Genomic DNA, 23,919 nt, shown 5'->3' on the forward strand with positions numbered 1-23,919 from the left:
ATTAGCAAACATTATAAAGATAGTGATCCCAGAATCATGTCAGAGGCTTAGTTATTTCATGAAAAAGCTTATGTGCATCGTCGGAATACTCGTGACAGTTACCTGTGCTGTGACTCCTATGCGCGCGCAATCGAGTGCCTTTCACGTTCTTGCTTTTTATTCCACGAACGTAGAGCAAGACCACGTCGACTTCGCTAAACAAGCTATTCCCTTCTTTCAGGCGCTGTCACAACGGAAACACTTCTCCTTCGAGACCACTACGGACTGGAACAAGCTGAATCCTGAAACGCTGAAGAACTACCAGGTGATTATCTGGCTCGACGACATCCCGTCCACTGCAGCTCAAAAAGTGGCTTTTCAAAATTATATGGATCATGGTGGTGGCTGGCTGGGCTTTCACATCGCTGGCTTTCTCGACCGGCGCGAAGACTGGCCCTGGTTCGCAGACTTTCTTGGAACAGTTTTCTACGGAAACAGTTGGCCTCCGCTGCCCGCAACTCTGGACGTAGACGACCCCTCATCACCCATCACGAAAGATCTGGCGCGACAGTTCGTTTCTCCTGCGAATGAGTGGTACAGCTGGAACCCAAGCCCCCGCAAAAATCCCAATATCCGCGTACTGATAACGCTAGATCCCGGGAATTATCCTCTTGGCTTTAAGGACACGCTTACCGGCGGAGATATTCCCGTCGCATGGACAAATATTCGGTACCGCATGATCTACACGAATATGGGGCATGGCAGCAAGATCTTCGATAACCCACAACAGAACGCCTTCTTCGCGCGCGCTTTGCTGTGGCTCGGCAAAAAATCCCGATAGCAACTGTGGTGATCCGGCCTCGCCAGCAATGCGTATCGCCTGAAAACCAATGCGGCCTGCCTGAGAGCAGAGGCTGGTCGTTCTGCTCTCAGGTAAGGCGAGCTATTCAGAACGATATGCGCGCGCTGAGCTGCATATTGCGGCCACCTACCGTTGTACTGCTGATGGTTCCAGCACCCTGAGGCCTTCCCGGCGTGGACAGGTTCACGGGGTCGTTGAAGTTGCCATCGGGAGCGCCAAATGCTGGATGGTTGAAGACGTTCGAGGCATCGGCACGGAACTGCAATCCGATCTGCTCGGTAAACTGGAAGGTCTTGCCGAGAGAAAGGTTCGTCGTATCCACACCCGGCGCTCGCAGCGAATTACGGCCCGAGTTGCCAAATGTGCCGTTAGCAGCTACCACGTATGCGGTTGGGTCATACCACTCGCTGACGTTTTTGTGAATCTTCTGCGATGGCCGCAATACATTCGGATACCACGAGCCCGCCTGCGAATACGAGTTGTTCGGACCGTTGTAGGTCACGGTAAAAGGATTACCGCCCTGATTGATCACAATCGCCGAAATCTGCCATCCGCCAACAGCCCTGTCGAGAAAGCCATTCTTGTTGACCCACCTGCGGCCAACGCCGAAAGGCAGTTGGTAAATCAAGCTGCTCTTCAGGGAGTTGCGAATATCGAAATTCGAAGGCGCATAGTTACTTCTTGGATCGTGGAAGTTCTGATAGTTAACCGTACCTCCCTGCCCATTGAACGGTGAGACGTCCATATCATCGAGAAACTTCGACCAGGTATAAGCCGCGCTGAATGCGATGCCTTTGCTCAGACGGCGATTAATCTGCGCTTGGAGCGAATTGTAATTCGAGATCGCGTTAAAGGTGCTGCCTCCAATGGACTGATACTGCGGATATGGTCTCCCGGCAGGGTTGTCATTAGGCGAGAGGTTCTGCACTGGTACCTGGTTGATGTCTCCTTTGAATTGCATGTTGGCGCCGTGTTTGCCTACATACGCTACCTGCGCAACTGTGCCGGATCCAAAATCGTGTTCAACGCCGAGAGACCATGAGTAGAGATATGTAAGCGGTGTGTGATAGGGATCGTAGTTTGGCGTGTTTTGCCCGTTATAAGCTGTCGGGGAAGTCGACGCCTGAACATATGGGAGGGGTGTTGATGTGCCATACAGAACCCCGGGGCCCGAGAGGGTTGTCACCGGACTCACACCATTGGTTTGGTCTTGGGCATTTCCGGATTCGCTGTAACCCACACCCTTCGCATTTCCATACTGGTCCACACTCCATGGGGAGGTATACATGCCCCAGCCGCCGCGCAGAACCGTATCGTGCGGTAACGTATATGCAAATCCAAGGCGCGGTAGCAATCCGGTGTATACGTTGGCCTGCGCCTGTGTGCGGTGGTTGGCTGGTGAGAACCACATGGCGCCGTTATTACCGGACAGCGTGTTGTAAATAGTCGGATCGAAGTCACCCATACGATTGTGAACTTCTTTCCATCCCTCCTGAATCTGGTAACGCAGCCCCACATTCACTGTAAGGTTCGGACGCAGTTTGATATCGTCCTGGACAAAGACCTGCGGGCTCTTCTGCCGGCCACCAAACAGGGGCGAATTCGCCGCACCCCAGCTTTGCACGTCCCCCAGCAGAAAATCAGCCCATCCTGCGCCGCTGCCGGTAGCATCAAGGCTTGCCTGCGTATATTGCCCTGAAAAACCGAAATCTCCGGCATCAACATTGCCCCAGGCTGTTGAATTGTCCTGCAACATGATCAACTCGCCCCCGAAGTGCAGTACGTGCTTGCCGCGTATGAGGGTGACCACATCGGAAGGCTGAAAGACATTTTGCGCGTAGATTGTGTTTGTCCCGGCATAAGGCGAATCGCAGCAGATGTTGCCGGTTATGCTGATATTCGGGAAGACATCTGCTTTGGCATACTGCAACGCGAGCGACGCCGGTATGCCCAGGCCAAGTGAATAAGGTGTAAGAAAGCTTCCTTGACGGTTGAAGCTAAACCGGAATTCGTTCACGAAAGTTGAACTGATCGACCATACATCGGACGTCTGGCTCGAATAGTCCGAAGTGTCGTCGCTATAGCAGGCTATAGGGCAGGTCCATTCCGAATAGACCGGAGAATTCGCATCACGCACGGCAATAGAGGACGTCAGGCGGTTCTTCGAGTTGAAGTCATAATCGATGCGGCCATAAATGCGGGTCGACGGATATGGTGTCCGCACGACGTAGTAATAGTCGCCATTAATACCGAGGCTGGTGTCTTGGTTAGGACGCGGAAAGTACTTCATCATCTTCGAAGCAACGGGATCGATTTTATTCGCTGGAATGACATTATCGGTTGCATAGGGAAAGCGGCACATCTGCCCATTGACCGAGGTCTGCGTTGTAGGGTCAAAGATTTCGCCCTGATACACCGTGTTGCCAGTACAGGGATTCGTGATCGTGTTCCCGTTGCTGTCCGTTAGCGGGATCGGATTGCCATTCGCTTCGAGCGGCATCAACTGGGTCAGGTCGAACTGCCCGTTCGAAGTATTGATTCCCTTCATCTGATCGGTGGGCATGCTCACAAAGCCGCTGTACGAGCTGTTATCGATCGTTTTGTCATAGTTGAAGAAGAAGAAGAGCTTGTTGCGCCAGATAGGTCCGCCGATCGATCCGCCGAATTGATGAAAACGCAGCGGCGGAAGGGGCTGGCCAGGAGCATTGAAGTAGGAGCGCGCATTCAGCGCATCGTTTTGAAAATGTTCGTAGCCTGAGCCATGAAACTTGTTCGTCCCACCTTTCGTTATCTGGTTAAAGACCACTCCTCCAATGCCATACTGCGCCGAGAAATTCGAATCCTGGATATCGACTTCTGCTACGGTATCGAATGTGTCCGTCTCCACATCGGCGCTGTGTGGATTCGTGACGGATCCACCGTCGGAGAGGAAGTTGCCGCTGAAAGGCATGCTGCCATTGAGCGAAACCGCAGCGCCCGGATTCGTCACTCCGTTTGCGGAAGCTGCACCCGCACTGCCGGCAAGGAGGATGGTAAAGTTGGCCCAATCCTGACCTACCTGAGGAAGTTGCTGCATCGTTTTCTCGTCAAGGGTGGTGGACTGTTCTCCGCTTTCGGTCTGGAGAAGCTCGACATCATCGGCGCGAACTTCAACCTGCTGCGTCTGGCTACCTACCTTCAGGTGACCATTTAAGGTGATGACGCCGACATCCAACGTAATGGGTCCTAAGACCAGGGTCTGAAATCCCGGCGCGCTGACCGTCACCGTGTATTGTCCATTCGGAGTCGAAACCGTATCGAACAACCCGCTGTTGTTCGTTGTAAACACCTTACTCACGCCAGTATTTACGTTAGCTACGGAAACTGTAGCCTTCGGGATGACTGCCCCGGTGGCGTCGGTGATCGTGCCGCGAATCTCTCCTGTGGCTGAGCTCTGCGCATGGGCCCACACGACAGAACCCAACATGAGACAAAGCGCCGGAAACCAGCGACGCCAAAGAGTACGTATGCGAAGTGCTTCGAACCCGGTAAGGCCCATCACTTTCCTCCTCCAAGTCTGAATGTTCTTCAGATGTAAAATTTCCCTGACATACTTCGTAAAGATTAGTTAGTATGTATTCTTATTCGGGACTTTTGGCAAGCTCTTTTTCGAAAATGTGTCATCTTCGAGGCTTTTTCGTTTGCGGTGTGCGCCTTGAGACAAACGATGGTCTACTGACCTCGGAGCGCAAAGTAACGGGATTGTCACCAACAGGGACGAGTGCCCAGGGGGAAGATTGAAGCGTCTATTGACCGCACCACTGCTGTTCCGCACCTTCGCACTCCTGCTCGTCCTTGCAACGCTCCCTGCAGCCTGGGCTGCGGACGATATTCCAAAGGCTGCCTGGTCCCGGCCGCTTGGCCAGCCTCTCGAAAATCCCGGCGTGGCCATGAAGCCCGGCATCATCGACGATGGTTACTGGCAGGGCGCGCCTGTCGGCGGCATCGGCGCCGGCACATTTTCGCGGAGTTACCGCGGTGATTTCTCCCGTTGGCACATCAAGGCCGGCGTGCACAAATATGAGACCATCTACGCGAATCAGTTTGCTGTGTATGAAAAAACAGAAGGCGATAACGCCAGCTACGCTCAAGCTCTGCTCAACGGACACCCGGCCAATGGCGAACTCTCGAGTTGGCGATGGGACTACCCTGTAGGCGCAGGAACCTACTACGCGCTTTACCCGAAGTCGTGGTTCGTCTATCAGAGCCCGAATCTTCCCGCTCGGCTGACGCTCGAGCAGTATTCTCCTATTCTGCCGAACAACTACCGTGAGTCGAGCTATCCTGTAGCGATCTACCGCTGGCACGCCGAAAACACCACAAACAAAACCGTGACAGTCTCGGTGCTGCTCTCATGGACCAATATGACGGGTTGGTTTCGAACCTTCACTCACGACTTCGCAGGCACGCCGAATCAGGGCAATCACAACGAACACATGAGCGAAGAGATTCCGGGCATTGGGACGATGCAAGGCGTTCTCTTCAGCCGCAAGCGAGCCGGTTCGCGCCCGAATGAATGGGATGGGCAGATGGCAATTGCCTCCATTGGCTCGCCCGGGGTGGAAGTGACCTACCAGACAACCTATGACGCAAGCGGCGATGGCAAAGAAGTGTGGGCTCCTTTCTCGCGCGATGGTAGGCTCGCCAATAACAACAAGACCTGGATCAGCGAAAAGGAAAAGCTCGCTGGCGCCATCGCTGTCCGCTTCACTCTGCGCCCGGGCGAAAAGAAGATCATCCCCATGGTCGTGGCCTGGGATTTTCCAGTCGTTCAGTTCGGCCAGGGCCGCCAGTGGTATCGCAAATATACGGACTTCTATGGAACGACAGGTTTGAACGCCTGGAAGATTGCCCACGATGGATTGCTCCATGCCGCCGAGTGGAGCGACGCAATCGACCAGTGGCAAGCGCCTTATCTGGCGGACAAGAGCGAGCCACTGTGGTTTCGCGGCATGCTATTCAATGAACTCTACCCGCTCACGGATGGTGGCACATTCTGGGGACGTGAAGCAGGCAGCAGCACCAAAACACCCGCAAAATTTGCTCTTCTCGAATGCTTTGATTACGCCTATTACGGGACGCTCGATGTCCGCTTCTATGCCTCGCTTCCGCTCATCAAGTTTTGGCCCCAGATCGACAAGCAGGTCCTTCGCGAGTTTGCAGATACCGTGCCCAAAGAGTGGCCGGACGAAGGCCTCTGGGTATGGAAGACGCAGTTGAGCGGGCACCCAGTTACGTACAAACGTAAAAAGATCGGTGCTGTCCCGCATGATCTGGGTGTCCCGGAGGGCGATCCGTTTTATGCCGTAAACGAGCCTGGATGGCAGAACACGAATGACTGGAAAGACCTCAACTCCAAGTTTGTGCTGATGGTCTACCGCGATTACGTTCTCACTGGACGCACCGACAAGCAATTTCTCCGCGAGACTTGGCCGGCAATGAAGTCCGCAATTGAGTATCTGCGCCAGTTCGATCATGGCGCGGGAATTCCAGAGAACTCAGGCTACCCTGACCAGACCTACGATGACTGGGTGACACACGGCGTCAGCGCCTACTGCGGAGGGCTATGGTTGGCGGCCCTGCGTGCCGGCGAGGAAACAGCGCACATTCTCGGAGATGCAAAAGCTGCGGCTGAATATCATGCACTCTTCAAAAAAGGGCAGAAGGCCTACATCACGCAGCTTTGGAATGGTGAATTTTTCCGCTACGACACCAGCGAGGAGTCGCGTAACGATATACAAACCGATCAGCTTGCAGGCCAGTGGTATGCCAATCTCACTGGTCTGGGCGAGATAGTTCCCCGTTCCATGCAGATTAAGGCCGCGCAAACAATCTTCGACCACAACGTCATGAAATTCAGCGACGGCCGCCTCGGCGCCGTGAACGGCATGCGCGCCGATGGAACCGTCGTTCCCAATGACGAAGCGCGCGAAGTGTGGGTAGGCACGACCCTCGGCTATGCAGGCCTGCTGATGAGCGAAGGCATGCAGGACCAGGCATGGAAGACTACCTGGGGGCTCTACCATGTGATCTATGAGAGCAAGGGCTATTGGTTCCGAACACCTGAGGCGTGGGATGCCAGCGGCAATTTTCGCGCCGGCATGTATATGCGGCCAATGGGCGTTTGGGCGCTGCAGATGACCCCGGAGGTCAAGTGAAGCCATGAAACGGAACCCGTCCAACGATCCGCATACCACAAGCCAAAATGAGGTCTCACTCAAGATGCATTCGAAATCCAACCACGTTCTTCCCCGTCTTCTAGGTCTGGCCATGTTTCTCGCGCTGTTCACGAGTGCGCCAGCGTGGGCATCCGGTTCACATCCCTCGGTTCCACGGTTTCGCGTCGTCGCCATCGCGGAGAAAGGCGGAATTCACCTTCCATTTGTCGAGGCTGCCAAAGTGTGGCTAAATGATCTCGCAGCGAAAGATAATTTCGCCGTCGACTACATCCAGGACACCACTCCCATCGACGATGCGTTTCTCGCCAAATACAAAGTCTTCATCCAGTTGAACTATCCGCCGTATGGCTGGACGCCCACTGCGCAGGCCTCATTCATCCGATACATTGAGCAAGGCAAAGGCGGTTGGATCGGGTTCCATCACGCCACTCTGCTGGGTGAGTTCGATGGATTTCAGATGTGGCCTTGGTTCTCAAAGTTCATGGGAGGAATCCGCTTCACCGCATACATCCCGACTTTCGCCGATGGCACAGTTACCATCGAAGATCGGTCACATCCCACCATGGCAGGAGTCTCCAGCCCATTCGTCATCGACAAAGAGGAGTGGTACACATGGGACAAGTCGCCCCGTCCAAATGTGCATGTGCTGGCCAGCGTTGACGAAAGTACGTACAAGCCAGATTCCAAAATTAAGATGGGAGACCATCCCGTCATCTGGACCAACCCGCACTACAAGGCACGCAACATCTATATCTTTATGGGGCACCATCCGGAACTGTTTCAAAATCGAGCTTTTACAAAGATTTTTATTAACTCCATTTTCTGGGCTGCGCATGAAAAAGAGCCGCGACACACAGTAGCTGCGGGCTCGGTTCAACCTTAATGAGACGGAGTGCTCCAGTAGCGATTGAAGCCGATATAGTCTGCCGGCATCGCGGCGAGAAGCTTCCGTCGTAGTTCCAGCATATCGACGGACCCGATAGTCTTATAAAGTACTGTTCCATTAGGTCCCAGAAGTACGGTATAAGGTACTGCCGACTGCCACTTCGGATCGAAGGCGGCTTGCAGACTTGCCGTATCGTCCGAGGCAAAGAGTAGGTTCCTGCTTGTTGCATGCTTCCTCTCAAGAAACTTCAGCACGCTGGCTTTTTCATCCGGAGCATTCACGGAGACTGTCACTAGATTGAAGCCGCGATCGCTATACATACGGAAGGTATCCTGTAAATCCGCGAACTCAGCCACGCAGGATCCGCACCAGGTCGCCCAGAAACTCACCAGCGTATAGCTGTCTCCTGCATTCGCGCGAAGCTTCTTTAAACCAATGGCGTCAACTATGCTGACAGAAACAGGAGTAGAGTCGAGCTTCTGCTCATACGCAGCCCGCAGTGCCTCCTTTTCCTTCCACTTCGTTGAGCAGCCAAAGACGCTTGTATGAGTAACAGCTACCGGTTTCCCGGCAAGCAATGCATCGATAGCATTCTGCGCATCATGCGTTACTACCTTTTCGATCCTGTAGCTGTTATCGAAACGGCCTTCGTAGCGCAGATGCCGCGTCTTGTCGAAGATAAACACGTGAGGCGTCGCCTGTGGCCCATACGCGCTGGTCACCGACTGGCTTGCACCATCATAAAGGTAAGGGTAATGAAGTTTCTTGTATTGCACACGAACCTTCATCTCTTCGAGTGTGTCCCCGGAATCGGAAGAATCGAGCTCGTCGATCGTCGTGGCATTCGGATCGTTTCCTTGGATCGCGACCACTGCCACGCCTCGTTTCCCGTAGTTCTCATAAAGTTTTTCGATCCGCTGTTCATACATCTGCGCAATCGGACAATGATCACAGGTGAAGATGATGGCTAAGACTGGGCTTTGGGCATAATCGCTGAGCTTATGAATCTTTCCATCTACTCCTGGCAGTGCAAAATCAGGAGGCGCCGCACCGATCGGGAGAATGGGGTGCATCGTCTGTGCGCGCCCCGGAAGTGATATCGCAACAAATATTGCGGCATACATAAGCTTTCGCATCTAAGGGCTCCTTGGAGAAATTCCAGGAACCTTTATAACTGTCTTTTATTAAGTTGTCACCTTCAATTGGGCTGAGGTAGAAGCACTCCCGGAACCTCTCCTAAGGCCAGTGCAATCCCTCCCCACAGCACGGCCTTGTTTCCCGGCACACTCGGCATCACCTTGGTAAGGCCGAACTCGCTTCCATGCAGATGCTTTCGCACCGAATCAATCAGAACCGGATGGCTTCCGATCTCGCCGCCCATCAGGATGAGCCCAGGATTAAGAATGAGAGAAAGATTTGTAATGATATCGGCGACAATCTCCGCGCGCCGCCGCACAATTTCCTCGGCACGCGCATCTCCCACCTGAGCAAGATTCAGAATGCCCACTGCGTCCAGCTCCCGCAACGTGCGCCTTTTGTCCAGCGAAGCCTTGCCCTTGCCTTCATTCCAGCTCCGCAGAATGCCGGTACTGGTAAGAACGCTCTCCAACTCGCCAAACTCATGGATCATCGGTTGCCTGCGCGAGACGGAAGGCAGACGAAGATATGCGATTTCTCCAGCTGACCATTGCGAGCCGTGATGAATACGGCCACCGAGAAAAATGCCCGCTCCGACATTCATCCCGATATGGATCAGGACAAAATCGTTCTCCGCTTGAGCCGCTCCGCAGTAATGCTCGCCTTCTGCCGCCAGGTTGATATCGTTTTCAACGATGATCAGACAGTCGATGATCTTGCTCAGCATGGAGCGCAGTGGTATGGAGCGCCACCCCTCCAGGGTACTGATTGAAAGAACCGTCCCCTCGTCGACATTCGTAATCGCCGGCACTCCGACAACAATGGCCAGTAGCTGTTCGCGTGTCTTGCGGTGCTTGCGGAGCATCGTCTTGAGCTCTTCGGCGATGTAACCACAGATAGCATCAGGCGTCGCCCTACGCCGGGCCAACGAAAACGACCGGGTTTCGAGCTCGCTTCCATTCAAATCTGTCAGCAGGTAGGAAATACGGTCTGCAGAGATATCGATTGCCAGCAGGCAGCCGCGTTCCGCCTTAAAGCGAATCATGTCCGGGGGCCGACCGCCACTTGATTCTCCTTCGCCTAGCGGTTCTACCAGGTCCGCGGCAAGCAAATCCTTCACAACGTTTGTCACCGTCGGGGCGCTAAGTTTTGACGCTCGCACAAGGTCAGCCCGCGAGCAGGAACCGCACTCGCGAAGAAGCTTGAGCAGTCCGTATGCGTTGGTGTGGCGCAGCACGGAGGGTCGACCAATTGAGATAGCTTTTCTCTTCACGTCGGGTCCAGTGTATTGCTCTCGGGTTACTATATGGCTCCACGCGCACAATGTCATCACAGAAGAGAACATGTGCGCCACAACGTGAAAGAAGTTCTTGCTATTTCTCCTTCTGGCCTGATACTAAATAAAGATTACAAAGTAATACGAGAGTATCGTAGCTTTGCTGGTGGCAGGAAGTTGAAGATGACCGAATCAAATCAATTACGTTCCCGATGGATCGGCGGCGTTGAGCCGCATAAAGAGCTTCTGACGGCAAACGGGACGCAGATACTTGAGATCGAATGCCGCGAGCAGCCAGCCCGTCTGCTCGCACTGGTGAATAGTTACCGTAAGGACTCGAACCTCCAGGCAGAGCTCAGAGAGATCGTCCGACTCGCCCATCGGCCTGGTCCGGTTCTGTTTTTGGGTATGGGCGCGTCCCTCTGCTCTTCCATACCAGGCTCGGCGCTTCTGCAAACGTTCGAACGTCTTTCTTTCAGTATCGATGCGGGAGAGTGGCTCCACTACGGTAGAAGGGTATGGGATGAAGCGGCGCTCTCTATCCTATTAACAACCTCGGGCGAAAGCGCCGAGCTGGTAGAGCTCTTTCGTGATGGGAAAAATCGACGGATGGCGCTTATCTGCAACAATTTAGCAAGCACCTGTTGGGATCTCGCAACCAACCGGCTGCCGATTCTGGCAGGTCCGGAGTATGGCAACGCGACAAAGACATATTCCAATGCGACCGCAGCCGCCATTATTCTCGCCTCCGAAATCGCAGGTCATGCCTGGCAAGAGGAAGCTCTCCGCGTGGCCGATGTTTTTGCGACCAATTTGGATCCGGTCTTTTCGCGCAGGGAAGAACTCGAGCAGTTTTGCAGCGGAGCTGCCAACATCGAAATCATAGGTCGTGGCGCTGGCTATGGTGCAGCTATCATGAGCGCTCTCTGCATTCGCGAGATGAGTGGCCAGCGAGCCGCCCCCCATACCGGCGCGGGTTTTCGGCACGGGCCCAACCTGGACGTTGATTCGTCCCATGTCGGCGTGATCCTCGCTCTCGGCCGTACCGCCGGACTCGGCTTGAAACTGGCCGAGGAGTGCAATCGTCGTGGCGGCAAGGTAATTCTTGTTTCAGCCGACGAGCATACTGCGACCAGCAAATTGCTTCCAGTAAGACTGGACCCAGTGCCGGAGCTATGGGAAGCACTGACCTCGATTCTCGTAGCCCAGGCGCTGACACTCGGAATTGTTGAAAAGCACGGCTGCCGTCTTCCTCCTCGCTTTCAGTACGGCGTGATGGAGCAGTGAAATCAAACTCTCTCTATCTCTATATCGAGGACGCATGCCTACTTCGAGTCACAGCCACCAAGCAACCATCAAGCGAGCTTTCCTTTACAAGGTCTCCTTCATCGCCGGATTAGGAGGATTTCTTTACGGGTTCGATATGGGAATCATTGCGGCGGCGCTCATCTACGTGCGTGAGAGCTTTGCACTTTCTACTCGGATGGAGGAGTGGGTCGTCAGTTCGGTGCTGGTCGGTGCGATGGCCGGTGCTCTGGCAGGAGGCTATATCGCTGACCATGCAGGAAGGCGTTTCACACTCTTGCTGGGCGGTCTTATCTTTGTGCTCGGTTCACTGTTGGCATTTGCTGCGCCGAATGTATGGATTCTCATCGGCTCGCGTGTGCTGCTGGGCCTTGCGATCGGATTTACGTCGGTAACCGCTCCCGTCTACGTCTCGGAACTTGCACCTCCCGAGACACGCGGCATGCTTATTGGCCTCTACCAGTTCGCACTCACCGTCGGCATCGCGGTTGCTGATCTTACCGGATACCTTCTGGCCTCTCACCATGCATGGCGGTCAATGTTTGGCCTGGGAGCCGTACCGGCGCTCGTCTTCCTGACGCTCCTTCTTACCTTGCCGGAGAGTCCACGCTGGCTGTTTTCACAGGGCAGAACTGCTGAGGCTCGCGCTGTATTTGCGTCCTTCACAGATGAAGCAGGCACGGAATTGCTCATCGAGGACATCCGCATCGCACTCGAAGCCAAAATCGAGAAGCGTTGGAGTGCACTCTGGAGCAGACCTGTCCGCTTGTCGCTGCTCATCGCCGTCGGCTTTACCATCCTGCAGCAGGTCACAGGCATCAACACGATCATTTATTATGGCCCGCGCATCTTCACCATGGCCGGCATCACCTCGAACGAGAACGCTATCTTCGCCACTCTGCTCGTAGCCAGTACCAACGTCGTGGCTACCGTCATCGCACTGGTGCTCGTCGACCGCGTCGGGCGCAAGCCGCTTCTCTATTGGGGAGTCGGAGGGATGACGCTCTCGCTGTTTTTGCTGGCATACTCCTTCCATGCACCGACGGCATTCGGCGCGCGCCCGGGCGCGATTGCGCTTCTTTGCCTCATGCTCTACATCATCTGTTTTGCCTTCAGCATGGGGCCAATCGCCTGGATTCTCGCCTCTGAGGTCTTCCCGCTACAGATCCGCGGTCGCGGCATGGCAGCCGCAACCCTCGGTTCCGGAGCGTCGAACTTTCTCGTCTCCATTACGTTTCTCACACTCATCACAACTGCCGGAAGCTCTCTGACCTTCCTCCTCTACGCAGCGTTTTGTATTGTCACGCTCCTCTTTGTGCGCTTCATCGTGCCGGAAACGAAAGGGCGTGCACTGGAAAGCATCAGCTCTCAAAGGAGTGCAGTATCACTGTGAGAAAACCAGGAAAAATCCATACGATGACGAACGAATTCATCCTTGCCGGAGCGCCCGTCGTTAGTTCACAAACTGTCGGTGGCCATGCTTCCACAGCAGCCAGACGGTCCTACGTTCTCGGTATAGATATTGGAGGAACCAATCTTCGGCTTGCACTTGCCGATACAAGAGGCGCGATACAAGCAAGATGGAGCACTTCTACAGTGGGGATTAGCGGCGCCGGAGCAATCGTTGCCAAAATCCATGATGGCCTCAGGAATCTCCTCGATGAAACATCTGCCGACCCGGAAATGCTGAAGGGTGTTGCTGCGGGCGCGCCGGGTGTCACGGATCCCGATGACGGTGTTGTGATTGCGACGTCGTATCTCATGGGCTGGCGCGATGTCCCTTTGCAGCGAATGCTCGAAGATACGCTGCAGGTTCCGGCTGCAATAGACAATGACGTAAATCTCGCCGCGCTCGGTGAAAGCTGGTGCGGCATAGCAAGAGAGGCTGCAGACTTTGCCTTTCTTGCCATTGGCACCGGCCTCGGCGCGGGGCTCTTTCTCAACGGTGGCCTCTTTCGTGGACGCGGTTGGACCGCCGGCGAAATCGGTTATATGCTAGTTCCCGGCATAACGCCACAAACTGCCAGGCCACACGAGCCCGGAGCGCTCGAGTCCGTAATCGGTGGCACAGGCATCTGCAAACAATGGCAGACTTATGAGGGGCGCACTCCTCTGCCCGCTACTCTTACGCCAACCGAAATCTTTGACCACGCAAAATGGGGGGATCCAGCGGCCGCCGCTCTGCTCCACCAGACTTCGACGCTCCTCGCCCGTACAATCTACAACATGTCTCTTGTGCTCAATGTGCCTTTGTTTGTCCTTGGCGGCAGCATCGGCATGCATGCATCCTTGCACGAGTCAACGGAAGCGGAATTGGCCGCGCTCAATCTAAGAAGCCGGCCGAAGTTGCTGCGTAGTATTCTCGGCGCCGATGCCCAGATCATGGGCGCACTCCGCTTAGCTCTGGAAGTCGCAGGAGTCCACACTCCGCGCTAGCACTGTGCAGGATATCCAACCACCCGATGCCGCACAGCGTGCTCTGGGCGAAGATAAAGGGAATATGTAAAATACCCTCGAATGCATTCGACCGATGCAACGGCGCGTCGTGGACTCAGTGCCCGAGCAGTTGTTTAATCCCAGAATGGGAGGCCTTCGCGGGAACACGATGGATCGTGCGAGCAACGCAATGCCCGAGTCGTTTACCGATGTCGCCGCCCTCGGGACTCGAAAGATCGTGCACGTTGATATGGATGCGTTCTACGCTTCTGTCGAGCAGCGAGACGACCCGAATCTTCGTGGGCGCCCTGTCGTCGTAGCTTGGAAAGGAAGACGCTCGGTCGTCTGTGCAGCATCGTACGAGGCCCGCAAATTCGGCATACGTTCCGCAATGCCTGCCGTGAGCGCAGAGCGTTTATGTCCAGATGCCATCTTCATCCCTCCTGACTTCATCCGTTACAAAGCTGTATCGCAGGCCGTCCGTGAGATATTCCAGAGACATACTGATCTTATCGAGCCACTTTCGCTCGATGAGGCCTACCTCGACGTAACGCACAACAAGACAGGATTGCCTACGGCGACACTAGTGGCGAGGAGAATACGCCAACAAATCTGGGAGGAATTGCGTCTTACTGCCTCGGCTGGAGTGGCTCCGAATAAGTTCCTCGCAAAGATTGCATCTGATTGGCGCAAGCCAAATGGCCAATTTGTAATTCAACCTCATGAAGCACAGAGCTTCTTGCTCACGCTCCCAGTTGGGCGTATTCCGGGTGTGGGTAAAGTAACCGAGTCTCGCATGGCCAAGGCAGGGATTAAGCTCGTAGGCGATATCTATGCGATGGAGCTAGGTATGCTGGAGCGGGAGTTCGGTAGCTACGCGCAGCGACTCTATGAGCTGGCACGAGGGATCGACCACAACCCAGTCGTCCCAAACCGGGTGACGAAACAGATCTCTGCAGAAGATACCTTCCCTGAGGATATTCCGCTAGGTGACTGCGAAATACACATTCGCCGGCTGGCAGAAAGGGTTTGGAAGGCTTCGAAGGAAAACCTCCGCGAGGCTAAAACGGTAGTACTTAAGCTGAAGACCAGGGAGTTCCAATCGCTGACACGTAGTCTTACATTACGGGAACCAGTCTCGAGTTGCGAGATCCTGATAGAGACTGTATCGGTGCTTTGTGAGAGGGTCAAATTGCCGTCTGACCAACTCTATCGCTTAGTCGGTGTTGGTCTCAGCAACTTTCGGCAAGAACATGAGGAGGCTGACCGGTGGGAGGTGGAAGCTCCATCACTTCTCTCTTAGGCGCTTGCTGATGAGACCCGACCTCTATTGGGATGAGAGGGCACGTGCGGCGTTGATGAGGGCAATATGCGAAAGGGCCTGGGGGAAGTTGCCCATGAATCGCCTATTATCAGGGTCGTACTCTTCAGCGATTAGGCCGACGTCATTACATCGCGAGATTAGTTTTTGAAATAGCCTTTCGGCGGCGCTACGGCGGCCAATTCCGGCGAGACTCTGAACCATCCAAAATGAGCATGCCACAAAAGATGATTCAGATTGTTTCTGATCGCGTGGTGCAAAGCGATAAACAAATCCATTTTTTGTAAGCTTTCTCAGGACCGTGTCAATTGTGCTCCGCACTCGCTCGTCGCTGAATGGAAGAAAGCCAGCGAACGGAAGAAGCAATACCGAAGCATCCAGCACGTCTGAATCGAATGACTGTACGAAGCTACCCAGCTTTCGGTTGAACCCCCTTCGGCATATTTGCCTATACAATCGGTCGCGTATAGCTTTCCATCTTGCTGTATTTCCTGCTTGTACATGTTCTATCCCGTGATTTAGGGCAAGCCAAGCCATTGCTTTGGAATAGGTATAGTGCTTCACTCGATTTCGCTGTTCCCATAGGCCAGATGCGGGAAGATGGCAGATAGATGCTACATAATCCGTGAGGCTACAGAGCAAATGAGAGACGCGTTGATCAGAATGGATGCCAGCGCATTTCATTTTTACGATGGCATCTGCGACTTCACCATACACGTCCAATTGCAGTTGCTCCGAAGCAGCGTTCCCGAAGCGAACGGGTTGCGACTTGCGATATCCATGAAGCCATGGAAGTTCGCATTCTGGAAGGTGTCTTTCTCCGTGCATCCCATACATGATCTGCATGCTACGTACATCGCTACCCACGGCTTGAAGAAGCCACTCCTGCCAGGCGCGCGCCTCGTCACGATAACCGGTTGAGAGGAGGCTTTCGAGTGTGAATGCCGCGTCCCTCAGCCAGCAATAACGATAGTCCCAGTTTCGATCGGCACCCATACGCTCTGGCAACGATGTAGTGGGGGCTGCGACAATGCCGCCGCTCGGACGGTAGGTTAGCGCTTTCAAGGTGATCAGCGATCGCTCTACTACACCGCGCGATATCCCATCATAGTTACTTGAAGCGCACCATTTTAGCCAGAACTGCTCGGTCTCCCGAAGGGCTAAATTCGCATTGATGCGCCGTGGAGGAGTTTCTTGCGCGTCTGTGTATGTGAGGACAAATACTCTCTGTTGCTCCTTGGTGAGGACGAATTCGGCGGAAGCAATATCGTTCTTTGTCTGCATCGGTTGTTGCGTGCGCAAGTAGACAACGCCAGTGCCAGCCGCGGCTGCCCAGCCATTTCTCTCTCTCGTGCCTGTCCATGGGGTAGTCCGTCCATAGTCAAAGCGGACGCAGAGTTCTATCTGAACGGTCACGGTGCCTTCAAGGCATTTCACTATCCGCACAATATCGGAGTGAGTTTCGCGTACTGGCATGAAATCAATCAATAAGAGAACACCTGAAGCTGTTTCAAACCGGGTTTCGAGGATAAGAGTGTGATCCCGGTATTGACGGGTGACGCTTTTGCATGACTGCTTCGGGGCGACATACCACCGGCCATTTCGTTTTGTTCCAATGAGAGCCGCGAAGCAGGCTGGAGACGAGAAGTCTGGCCAACATAGCCAATCGATCGATCCGTCGATTCCCACGAGTGCGGCAGTTTCACAATCTCCAATCAATGCATAATCTTCAATCTTAAGAGCCACGCACGCGACCTCGCTCGTCCAAAACGCTACAGAAATCATTAGATGCGGTTTTGCTTTATGCCGCTTGCATCTAAATGTTCTATGTCTATGGTGGCAGTTTTTCTCGGTTATGCTTCTTAACTTGAGGCTTGCCCATCTGGTGGCTCTAAGTACAGATGGAACGTGTCAGAGCAAGAGATTAGGGCATAATCGTCGAATTGATTTGGTGGCACTGGCTAGTTCAGATCGATGGCCGCGCGTCGATTCCTCGCTCACATTTGAGCTTTGTGATTTTGCCCGTCAGAGCCTAAAATTGCTATCCGATCTCGTGACGAACGTTCTGCGCGAGACTGACTGGACGCCTTGAGATGAGATGTACTCAACAAGAAGTTCACTCCATTCTGGAGCGGTGGTATGAAGAACGTACTCCACTACTTTTGGATATTAAATTTATTCGGGTAGCCGATCTATTGCGAATGAGAGGGCGTACCGGCGGTGTGGATCCGGATCATTTCCACTTCGCCAGTCCGACCATGCCCGTTCCACTACTATTTGTGGATATGGACTTCATGCGCACCGAGATCATCACTGGTAACGGGGATATTGTTGCATCAGCGTTTCGAGTATCACGACTAACCATACAAATCTCGGGTGATACACCACTTCACAGCCCAATCCTTCAGTCCCAAGCCGTCCCTGAGCTTTACTAAAGATTCACAGACGAGGAGCATCCATGGAATTCCATATTTCTCGCCGCGTGCGCGAACAAATTGATCTCAGCGATTTGCTCTTCAGCTTTTCGGGCAATGTGATCTTCGCGAACCTGGCGGCTAGTCGCAATTTGGCCGAAAAGATGCAGGCACTCAGTGCTGGAAAAAGAGATAGTCATCAAACCATAAATGGTGCGGCATTGTTTGCGATGGGCTTGATTGACGAGCTCAGTCACGCGCTGGTTGCAAGTTATCGTAAGAAGACTGACCCGGCCGTGCTTGCAAAAGGACTAGAGTTTCTCTCTGCAAACCTCGGTAAGAAAGATCGGGACGAACTTCTCCTTGCCTTTACAGATCAATTTCCGAATGTCGCTATCTTCCGAAATGAAACAACTGCGCAAACCTGGCTCAACGGACAGACGGACAGCATTTCGAATCAGGAGGCAGCACTCGAGGAACTGCTCTTACTCTGGCTGGCCAATGCGAACCCGGCGTTTTCAGCCTTTAAAGTGCTCTTCGACGATGAAGGACTCAAGGAATCGACCAGATATAAGATCGCAACCTCCGCCCTCCCTGGGTATTTCAAAACGCGGCCGCCTGTCGAATCCGGGCTAGGGGATTTATTAGAGGCGTTGCGAGCACCGATGTTGGCATCGCCTGACTCCCTTACAGGTCAATTGGATTACATTCGTGAATACTGGTCTCCTCTTGTTGGCGACGATTTAAAGCGAATTTTTCTGGCAATAGATGTGTTGCGAGAGGAAGAGATTGCGATCTGGATGCGCTTTCATCCTCCAGGGCCAGTGACACACAGGCATGGCGAGCATGGTGGGATGGCAGAAGGCTTTGCTGGAGACGAATATGTAGGCTTCGATTCTGAGGTGAGAAATCAGGGATTGTCACGCCGCCTCTATGCAAAGGATTACCAGGCACCCTTGAACGAGTATGAGGCCTTCAGTGCTGACCAAGCATGGATGCCCACGGTCGTTTTGATCGCAAAAAACACCTATGTCTGGCTGGAGCAGCTATCCCAGAAATATGGTCGTCATATCTATCGCCTTGATCAGATTCCGGATGAGGAACTTCGCTTGCTAGTAGATCGAGGGATCACTGGCCTTTGGTTGATCGGGCTGTGGGAGCGCAGCACTGCATCGAAGACCATCAAACGGCTTCGGGGCAATAACGATGCCGTTGCATCTGCGTATTCACTCAAAAACTACACGATCGCGCAGGATCTTGGTGGGGAATCGGCATTCCGCCACCTGAAGCAGCAAGCAGCGACGGTCGGACTGAGGTTGGCCAGCGATATGGTGCCTAATCACATGGGGATTGACTCTGATTGGGTTATCGACCATCCGGACTGGTTTCTTTCACGTCCTGACAGCCCATTTCCTGCATACAGTTTTGAGGGGCCGGATCTTTCAAGTGATTCCCGAGTAGAGATCAAAATAGAAGACCATTATTACGATCATTCTGACGCCGCAGTCGTCTTTCGCCTGCGACATCACGCTGATGGGGTTACACGCTTTGTCTACCACGGTAATGACGGGACCTCCTTTGCATGGAATGATACGGCTCAGCTCGACTATTTACGACGTGATGTGAGAGAGCATGTAATCCAGGTAATCCTTGAAGTCGCTAAGCGGTTTCCAATTATCCGGTTCGATGCGGCTATGGTTCTGGCAAAGCGTCACGTACAACGGTTGTGGTTTCCTTTGCCCGGCGCAGGAGGATCCATACCGTCTCGAGCTGAATATGCGTTGTCGCAAGAAGACTTCGACCGATTGATGCCTCATGAATTTTGGAGAGAGGTGGTTGACCGGGTTGCCGTTGAAGTCCCGGGCACTCTTCTTTTGGCCGAGGCATTCTGGCTGCTTGAAGGTTATTTTGTTCGCACGCTTGGTATGCATCGGGTCTACAACAGCGCGTTCATGAACATGTTGCGCGATGAAGAAAATGCGAAGTACCGTTCCTATCTGAAAAAGACAGTTGAATTCGATCCGGACATCCTCAAACGCTATGTCAACTTTATGAGCAACCCTGACGAGCGCACGGCAATAGATCAATTTGGATCAGGCGACAAGTATTTCGGCGTTTCAGTGCTGCTTGCAACACTGCCGGGTCTCCCCATGTTTGGTCATGGTCAGATCGAAGGCTATACCGAGCGCTATGGCATGGATTTCAAACAGGCCTTACTTAGGGAATACCCGAACGATGATTTGATTGCCAGGCACCAGCATTTGATTGCGCCTCTCTTGAAAGCTCGACATCTCTTTGCAGGCAGTGAGAATTTTCTGCTCTATGATTTCTGGAACGATTTCGGCTCTGTAGATGAGAACGTCTTTGCTTACTCTAACCGACACGCTAACGAACGAGCTTTGATTGTTTATAACAATCGCTATCAAGGAACACACGGTACCATCCACTTTTCTGTCGGCTTTCTCGACAAGGGGAGTGATTCAATTCAACAGAGGAGCCTCGCATACGGACTCAACCTGCCGCAAGGTGACTCGGATCTGATTGCATACCGAGACAACGTTCTTGGATTGGAATACTTGAGATATGCACGGGATCTGCATCAGCATGGTCTCTCTATTTCGCTTCGTGGATATCAGCATGTCGCGTTACTCGATTGGCGGGACCTACGGCCAAGCCCAGCGCAGCCATGGAACCTGCTATGCGATGCTCTCCATGGTGCAGGTGTTTACAGCCTCGACGAAGCTCTATCGCAACTAAAGCTTCGTCCCCTCCTCGAAACGCTTCGGCAAGCAATATCGGCTGAAGTAATCGACTACTTTACCGCAGCTTCTAGAAAGCTGCCTCACCCACCAATATCCAAACTGTCGCCCTCTGATGGATCACAGCAAGCAATGAAATTGGAGCAGAGCTCACATATTGCACCCGCCCCTGAGTTCGAACGCTATGTGCAACAATTTCGAGATCAAATTCGAGAATTATTGGTAAAGAACGGTGGCTTGCCACCTGATGGAGCCGATGCTTCCTCTCGGAACAATGACCTGGCAGAGGTAATTACTGCCTCTTTTGAATTGCCGTCGATCCTTTCTCGGCTTCCTGAGTATCTTGAACGTTCGGCCTCGGTTATTCTCCCATCCTTGGGCTCGAAAGCATCGGGTACGCCGATGTGGGCGCCAGTCTTGGCGTGGCTGACATTTCAGAATCTATCCTCTGTCGTCCATCCATTCGAAGTGTTTGAGCGGTTCAACTTCCGTTGGGCGCTAGCTGAGACATTCTCCTCTGTGGGCATGGAAGGGGAGACCCCATGGAAGGCCGCCGCACAAGTACGTGTACTTGCGAGATTTTTCGAGCAGACTCCAACTGATGTCTTCCATCTGGCAGAGTTTTGGCAGGACCCAGAAGTTCATTGGCTGATCGGTGTCAACAGCGCGAACGGGATCGAGTATGTAAATCAGGAGCGATTGGAAGAGACACTACTTTGGATGACCGTGCCTGTATTGCTTAAAACGACGTCTAATTCGACGGCCAACTCAATCGCAGGCTTCGCTGTAACATCTGTAGAGAAAATATTGAATCTTGCAAGACGCGCGCGGTTCAGGTTCTTAGACTTCCTGCAGCTGGTGCTCAACGAGGATAGTGAATCACCAACTTCTGAGGTTTCCGAACAGAGCTTGGGAGTCTCTATGTCTTACCAGAGCGATGCTATGCAGGGCGTCAAGAGCCCTGAACGCTAGGTTTTATGAAGCGTGCAGCAATAACATAAGTCGCGACCGGCGCATGAAGCACAGGATAGCGGAGATTCAGGGCGCAATCCGCACGATCCATGCATGTTGAAGGACGATAAAGCCTTTAGAATCTTTGGCGTCCCCGACGGGATTCGAACCCGTGTTATCGCCGTGAAAGGGCGGTGTCCTGGGCCGGGCTAGACGACGGGGACGTCGGAGATGCATGTGGCATCCGTCGAACGTTTCTCCATCTTCAACGCTAACATAGCTGCTACTTCGCGGCGATGCCGATATTCGGTGTCATAAGATAATTCTTCAAACCATGCCCACCATCAGGCGTCATTACAAGTACCTCGATGCCCTCACGACGGCCTTCGTCGTCATTCTGCTGGTCTCCAACCTGGTCGCACAGAAGATCTGTCTGGTTGGCCCATTTGCTATCAGCGGCGCCATTCTTCTGTTTCCCATCACTTATATCTTTGGCGATATCTTTACTGAAGTGTATGGATTCTCTGCATCGCGCAGAGCCATCTGGCTGGGATTTTTCGGCACTGCGTTGCTTTATGTCATTGCAGCTGCCGTCATTGAGTTGCCGGCAGCTCCTGGCTGGGCAAATCAGCAGGCGTTCAAAGTTGTCTTTGGGTTCATCCCACGAATATTGGCTGCAAGCCTGGTCTCCTACTGGTTTGGTGAGTTTGCCAATTCGTACACTATGGCGCGATTAAAGCTATTAACCAATGGCCGCAAACTGTGGACGCGCACTATTGGTTCGACAGTAGTGGGGCAGGCGGTCGATACCGTTTTGGTCGTCACACTGACCTTTGCAGGAAAGGCTCCGCTCCATACGATTCTGAATCTGATCGGCACCTCATATATGCTCAAAGTCGGTTACGAAGTAATGGCGACACCACTCACCTACCTTGTAATCAACTGGCTCAAATCGTCCGAGGGAGTGGATACCTTCGACCGCGACGAAAATTTCAACCCGTTTTCCTTTGCCAGTCAAGTTGGCGCCGAACCAACTGATTCCTAAATGGATGGAGTTTTCCGGCAGGATTTCTCAAAGTGGGGCCCGCGCTGATTTTTCTATTCAGAAAATGCGACTACTGGGACTCGGTCACATCTAAAATGGAAACCTGCGTGTTTTCGTGAATTGTTTGCCCGGCTGATGTATGGTCAAACGTTTTAGCTGGTCATCCTGGTCTGTCGAGGATGACCAAACAAGATTGTGTAGTCTTCCGAAGGAGAAGCTCTGTGCCTCTGACTCCGAATTTTCGCCGCGTCCTGGCCATGGCCGCCAGTGTAACCATCTGCCTGGCCTCCGGTTGCAAGTCGACGCCTCCGGCCGCTGCTGCCGCGTCGTTCCAGGCAATGCCCGTGCAGGTCGCCCCCGTCACTTTAGCTCCAGTCGCGACGTCTGACACCTACGTGGCGACCATCAAGAGCCGCCGTTCCGCTACGATGCAGCCGCAGGTCGATGGGAATCTGACCCACATCTACGTGAAGTCAGGCGACTTCGTGAAGGCCGGCCAGCTCTTGATGCAGATTGACCCGCTGAAGCAGTTAGCAACCGTACAGTCGCAGCAGGGAACGCAAGCGCAGAAGCGCGCGGTCTACCAGTACAGCGAGACTGATCTTGCTCGCCAAAAGCAGCTCTACCAAGCTGGCATCATTTCGAAGCAGGCTTACGATCAGGCCGTACAGGCTTACCAAAACTCCAAGGGAGACTACGAGTCGAGCTCCGCACTGACTAACACGCAAAGGGAGCAGCTTGCGTACTATCAGATCCGCGCTCCCTTCGCCGGTGTCGTTGGCGACATCCCCGTCCACCTCGGCGACTATGTATCGGCAACCACAATCTTGACCACCGTGGATGAGAATAAAGATCTCGAAGCCTACATTTACATTCCCACCGAACGCGCTGCGCAAGTTCGCAAGGGTTTGCCCGTTGATATCCTCGATACCAACGGCAATCTCCTCGCCAAATCCAACATCAGCTTCCTCTCTCCGCAGGTGGACAACGGTCTGCAAAGCATCTTGGCCAAAGCCGAGATTCCGCGCAGCTCTGAAATGCTCCGCAACCAGCAGCTTGTGAAAGCCCGTGTTACCTGGAGCACTGCGCCCGCACCCACTGTTCCTGTGCTCGCGGTTACGCTCGTTGGCGGACAGACGTTTGTCTTTGTCGCCGAGCCTAAGGGCGATGGCTATGTGGCCCATCAGATCGCTGTCACTGTCGGCGAAACCGTAGGAAATACCTACCCGGTGCTCAGTGGACTCAAGCCAGGTGACAAGGTCATTGTTTCGGGCCTTCAGTTTTTACAGGAAGGCGTTCCAGTCAAACCCTTGGGCTAACGGCCCAGGGA

The 23,919-nt window shown here is 53.5% G+C and carries 14 protein-coding genes and 1 tRNA gene; 10 read left to right on the top strand and 5 right to left on the bottom strand.

All coding sequences use genetic code 11. The features are described from left to right. Positions 1–118 precede the first annotated feature (118 nt). Positions 119–820, top strand: coding sequence for a ThuA domain-containing protein (locus IEX36_RS00600; protein ID WP_229668579.1), 702 nt, complete (start codon positions 119–121; stop codon positions 818–820). Between the two features lie 106 nt (positions 821–926). On the opposite strand, the gene IEX36_RS00605 is transcribed toward IEX36_RS00600, so the two are convergent. After that, positions 927–4,307: a carboxypeptidase-like regulatory domain-containing protein gene (locus IEX36_RS00605; RefSeq protein WP_188757455.1), complete on the bottom strand. Its 3,381-nt coding sequence runs from the start codon at positions 4,305–4,307 to the stop codon at positions 927–929. Positions 4,308–4,617: 310 nt separating this feature from the next. Between IEX36_RS00605 and IEX36_RS00610 the strand changes: the two genes are divergently transcribed. Further along, on the top strand, positions 4,618–7,038 hold the full coding sequence (locus IEX36_RS00610; protein ID WP_229668580.1) for a GH116 family glycosyl hydrolase: 2,421 nt from the start codon (positions 4,618–4,620) through the stop codon (positions 7,036–7,038). A gap of 64 nt (positions 7,039–7,102) precedes the next feature. After that, positions 7,103–7,942 (top strand): ThuA domain-containing protein, encoded by an 840-nt coding sequence (locus IEX36_RS00615; RefSeq protein ID WP_229668581.1) that lies wholly within the window; start codon positions 7,103–7,105, stop codon positions 7,940–7,942. On the opposite strand, the gene IEX36_RS00620 is transcribed toward IEX36_RS00615, so the two are convergent. Continuing rightward, a complete protein-coding gene (locus IEX36_RS00620) occupies positions 7,939–9,081 on the bottom strand; it encodes a redoxin domain-containing protein (RefSeq protein WP_188757456.1) in 1,143 nt (380 codons plus the stop codon). The two genes, IEX36_RS00615 and IEX36_RS00620, sit on opposite strands and share 4 nt — an antisense overlap. A 62-nt stretch (positions 9,082–9,143) precedes the next feature. Next, the gene (locus IEX36_RS00625) at positions 9,144–10,127 is read right to left on the bottom strand and encodes an ROK family protein (RefSeq protein ID WP_229668582.1); all 984 of its coding nucleotides are present in this window, start codon (positions 10,125–10,127) and stop codon (positions 9,144–9,146) included. 300 nt (positions 10,128–10,427) lie between these two features. Here IEX36_RS00625 and IEX36_RS00630 point away from each other — a divergent pair, with 300 nt between their 5' ends. The 4 genes from IEX36_RS00630 to dinB all read left to right on the top strand — a co-directional run bounded on the left by IEX36_RS00630 (position 10,428) and on the right by dinB (position 15,402). Beyond that, positions 10,428–11,645: an SIS domain-containing protein gene (locus IEX36_RS00630; protein ID WP_229668583.1), complete on the top strand. Its 1,218-nt coding sequence runs from the start codon at positions 10,428–10,430 to the stop codon at positions 11,643–11,645. A gap of 34 nt (positions 11,646–11,679) precedes the next feature. Continuing rightward, entirely contained in the window at positions 11,680–13,056 is a 1,377-nt protein-coding gene (locus IEX36_RS00635; protein WP_188757458.1) for a sugar porter family MFS transporter, read from the top strand. Between the two features lie 23 nt (positions 13,057–13,079). After that, on the top strand, positions 13,080–14,099 hold the full coding sequence (locus tag IEX36_RS00640; protein WP_188757459.1) for an ROK family protein: 1,020 nt from the start codon (positions 13,080–13,082) through the stop codon (positions 14,097–14,099). 190 nt (positions 14,100–14,289) lie between these two features. Then, positions 14,290–15,402 (top strand): DNA polymerase IV, encoded by a 1,113-nt coding sequence (dinB, locus tag IEX36_RS00645; protein ID WP_188759704.1) that lies wholly within the window; start codon positions 14,290–14,292, stop codon positions 15,400–15,402. 24 nt (positions 15,403–15,426) lie between these two features. Here dinB and IEX36_RS00650 read toward each other — a convergent pair whose 3' ends face one another. Continuing rightward, the gene (locus IEX36_RS00650) at positions 15,427–17,166 is read right to left on the bottom strand and encodes a glycoside hydrolase family 15 protein (RefSeq protein ID WP_188757460.1); all 1,740 of its coding nucleotides are present in this window, start codon (positions 17,164–17,166) and stop codon (positions 15,427–15,429) included. 712 nt (positions 17,167–17,878) lie between these two features. Between IEX36_RS00650 and IEX36_RS00655 the strand changes: the two genes are divergently transcribed. Then, positions 17,879–21,565 carry an alpha-amylase family protein gene (locus IEX36_RS00655; RefSeq protein WP_188757461.1) on the top strand — a complete coding sequence of 1,229 codons (3,687 nt, stop codon included), beginning with the start codon at positions 17,879–17,881 and terminating at the stop codon, positions 21,563–21,565. Between the two features lie 125 nt (positions 21,566–21,690). On the opposite strand, the gene IEX36_RS00660 is transcribed toward IEX36_RS00655, so the two are convergent. Next, a tRNA-Glu gene (locus tag IEX36_RS00660) sits at positions 21,691–21,768 on the bottom strand. A 110-nt stretch (positions 21,769–21,878) separates the two neighbouring features. Between IEX36_RS00660 and IEX36_RS00665 the strand changes: the two genes are divergently transcribed. Further along, positions 21,879–22,589 carry a queuosine precursor transporter gene (locus tag IEX36_RS00665; RefSeq protein ID WP_188757462.1) on the top strand — a complete coding sequence of 237 codons (711 nt, stop codon included), beginning with the start codon at positions 21,879–21,881 and terminating at the stop codon, positions 22,587–22,589. A 221-nt stretch (positions 22,590–22,810) separates the two neighbouring features. Next, entirely contained in the window at positions 22,811–23,908 is a 1,098-nt protein-coding gene (locus tag IEX36_RS00670; protein WP_229668584.1) for an efflux RND transporter periplasmic adaptor subunit, read from the top strand. The last annotated feature ends 11 nt before the right edge of the window (positions 23,909–23,919 follow it).

The organism is Edaphobacter acidisoli (assembly GCF_014642855.1).
GTDB classification, from domain to species: domain Bacteria; phylum Acidobacteriota; class Terriglobia; order Terriglobales; family Acidobacteriaceae; genus Edaphobacter; species Edaphobacter acidisoli.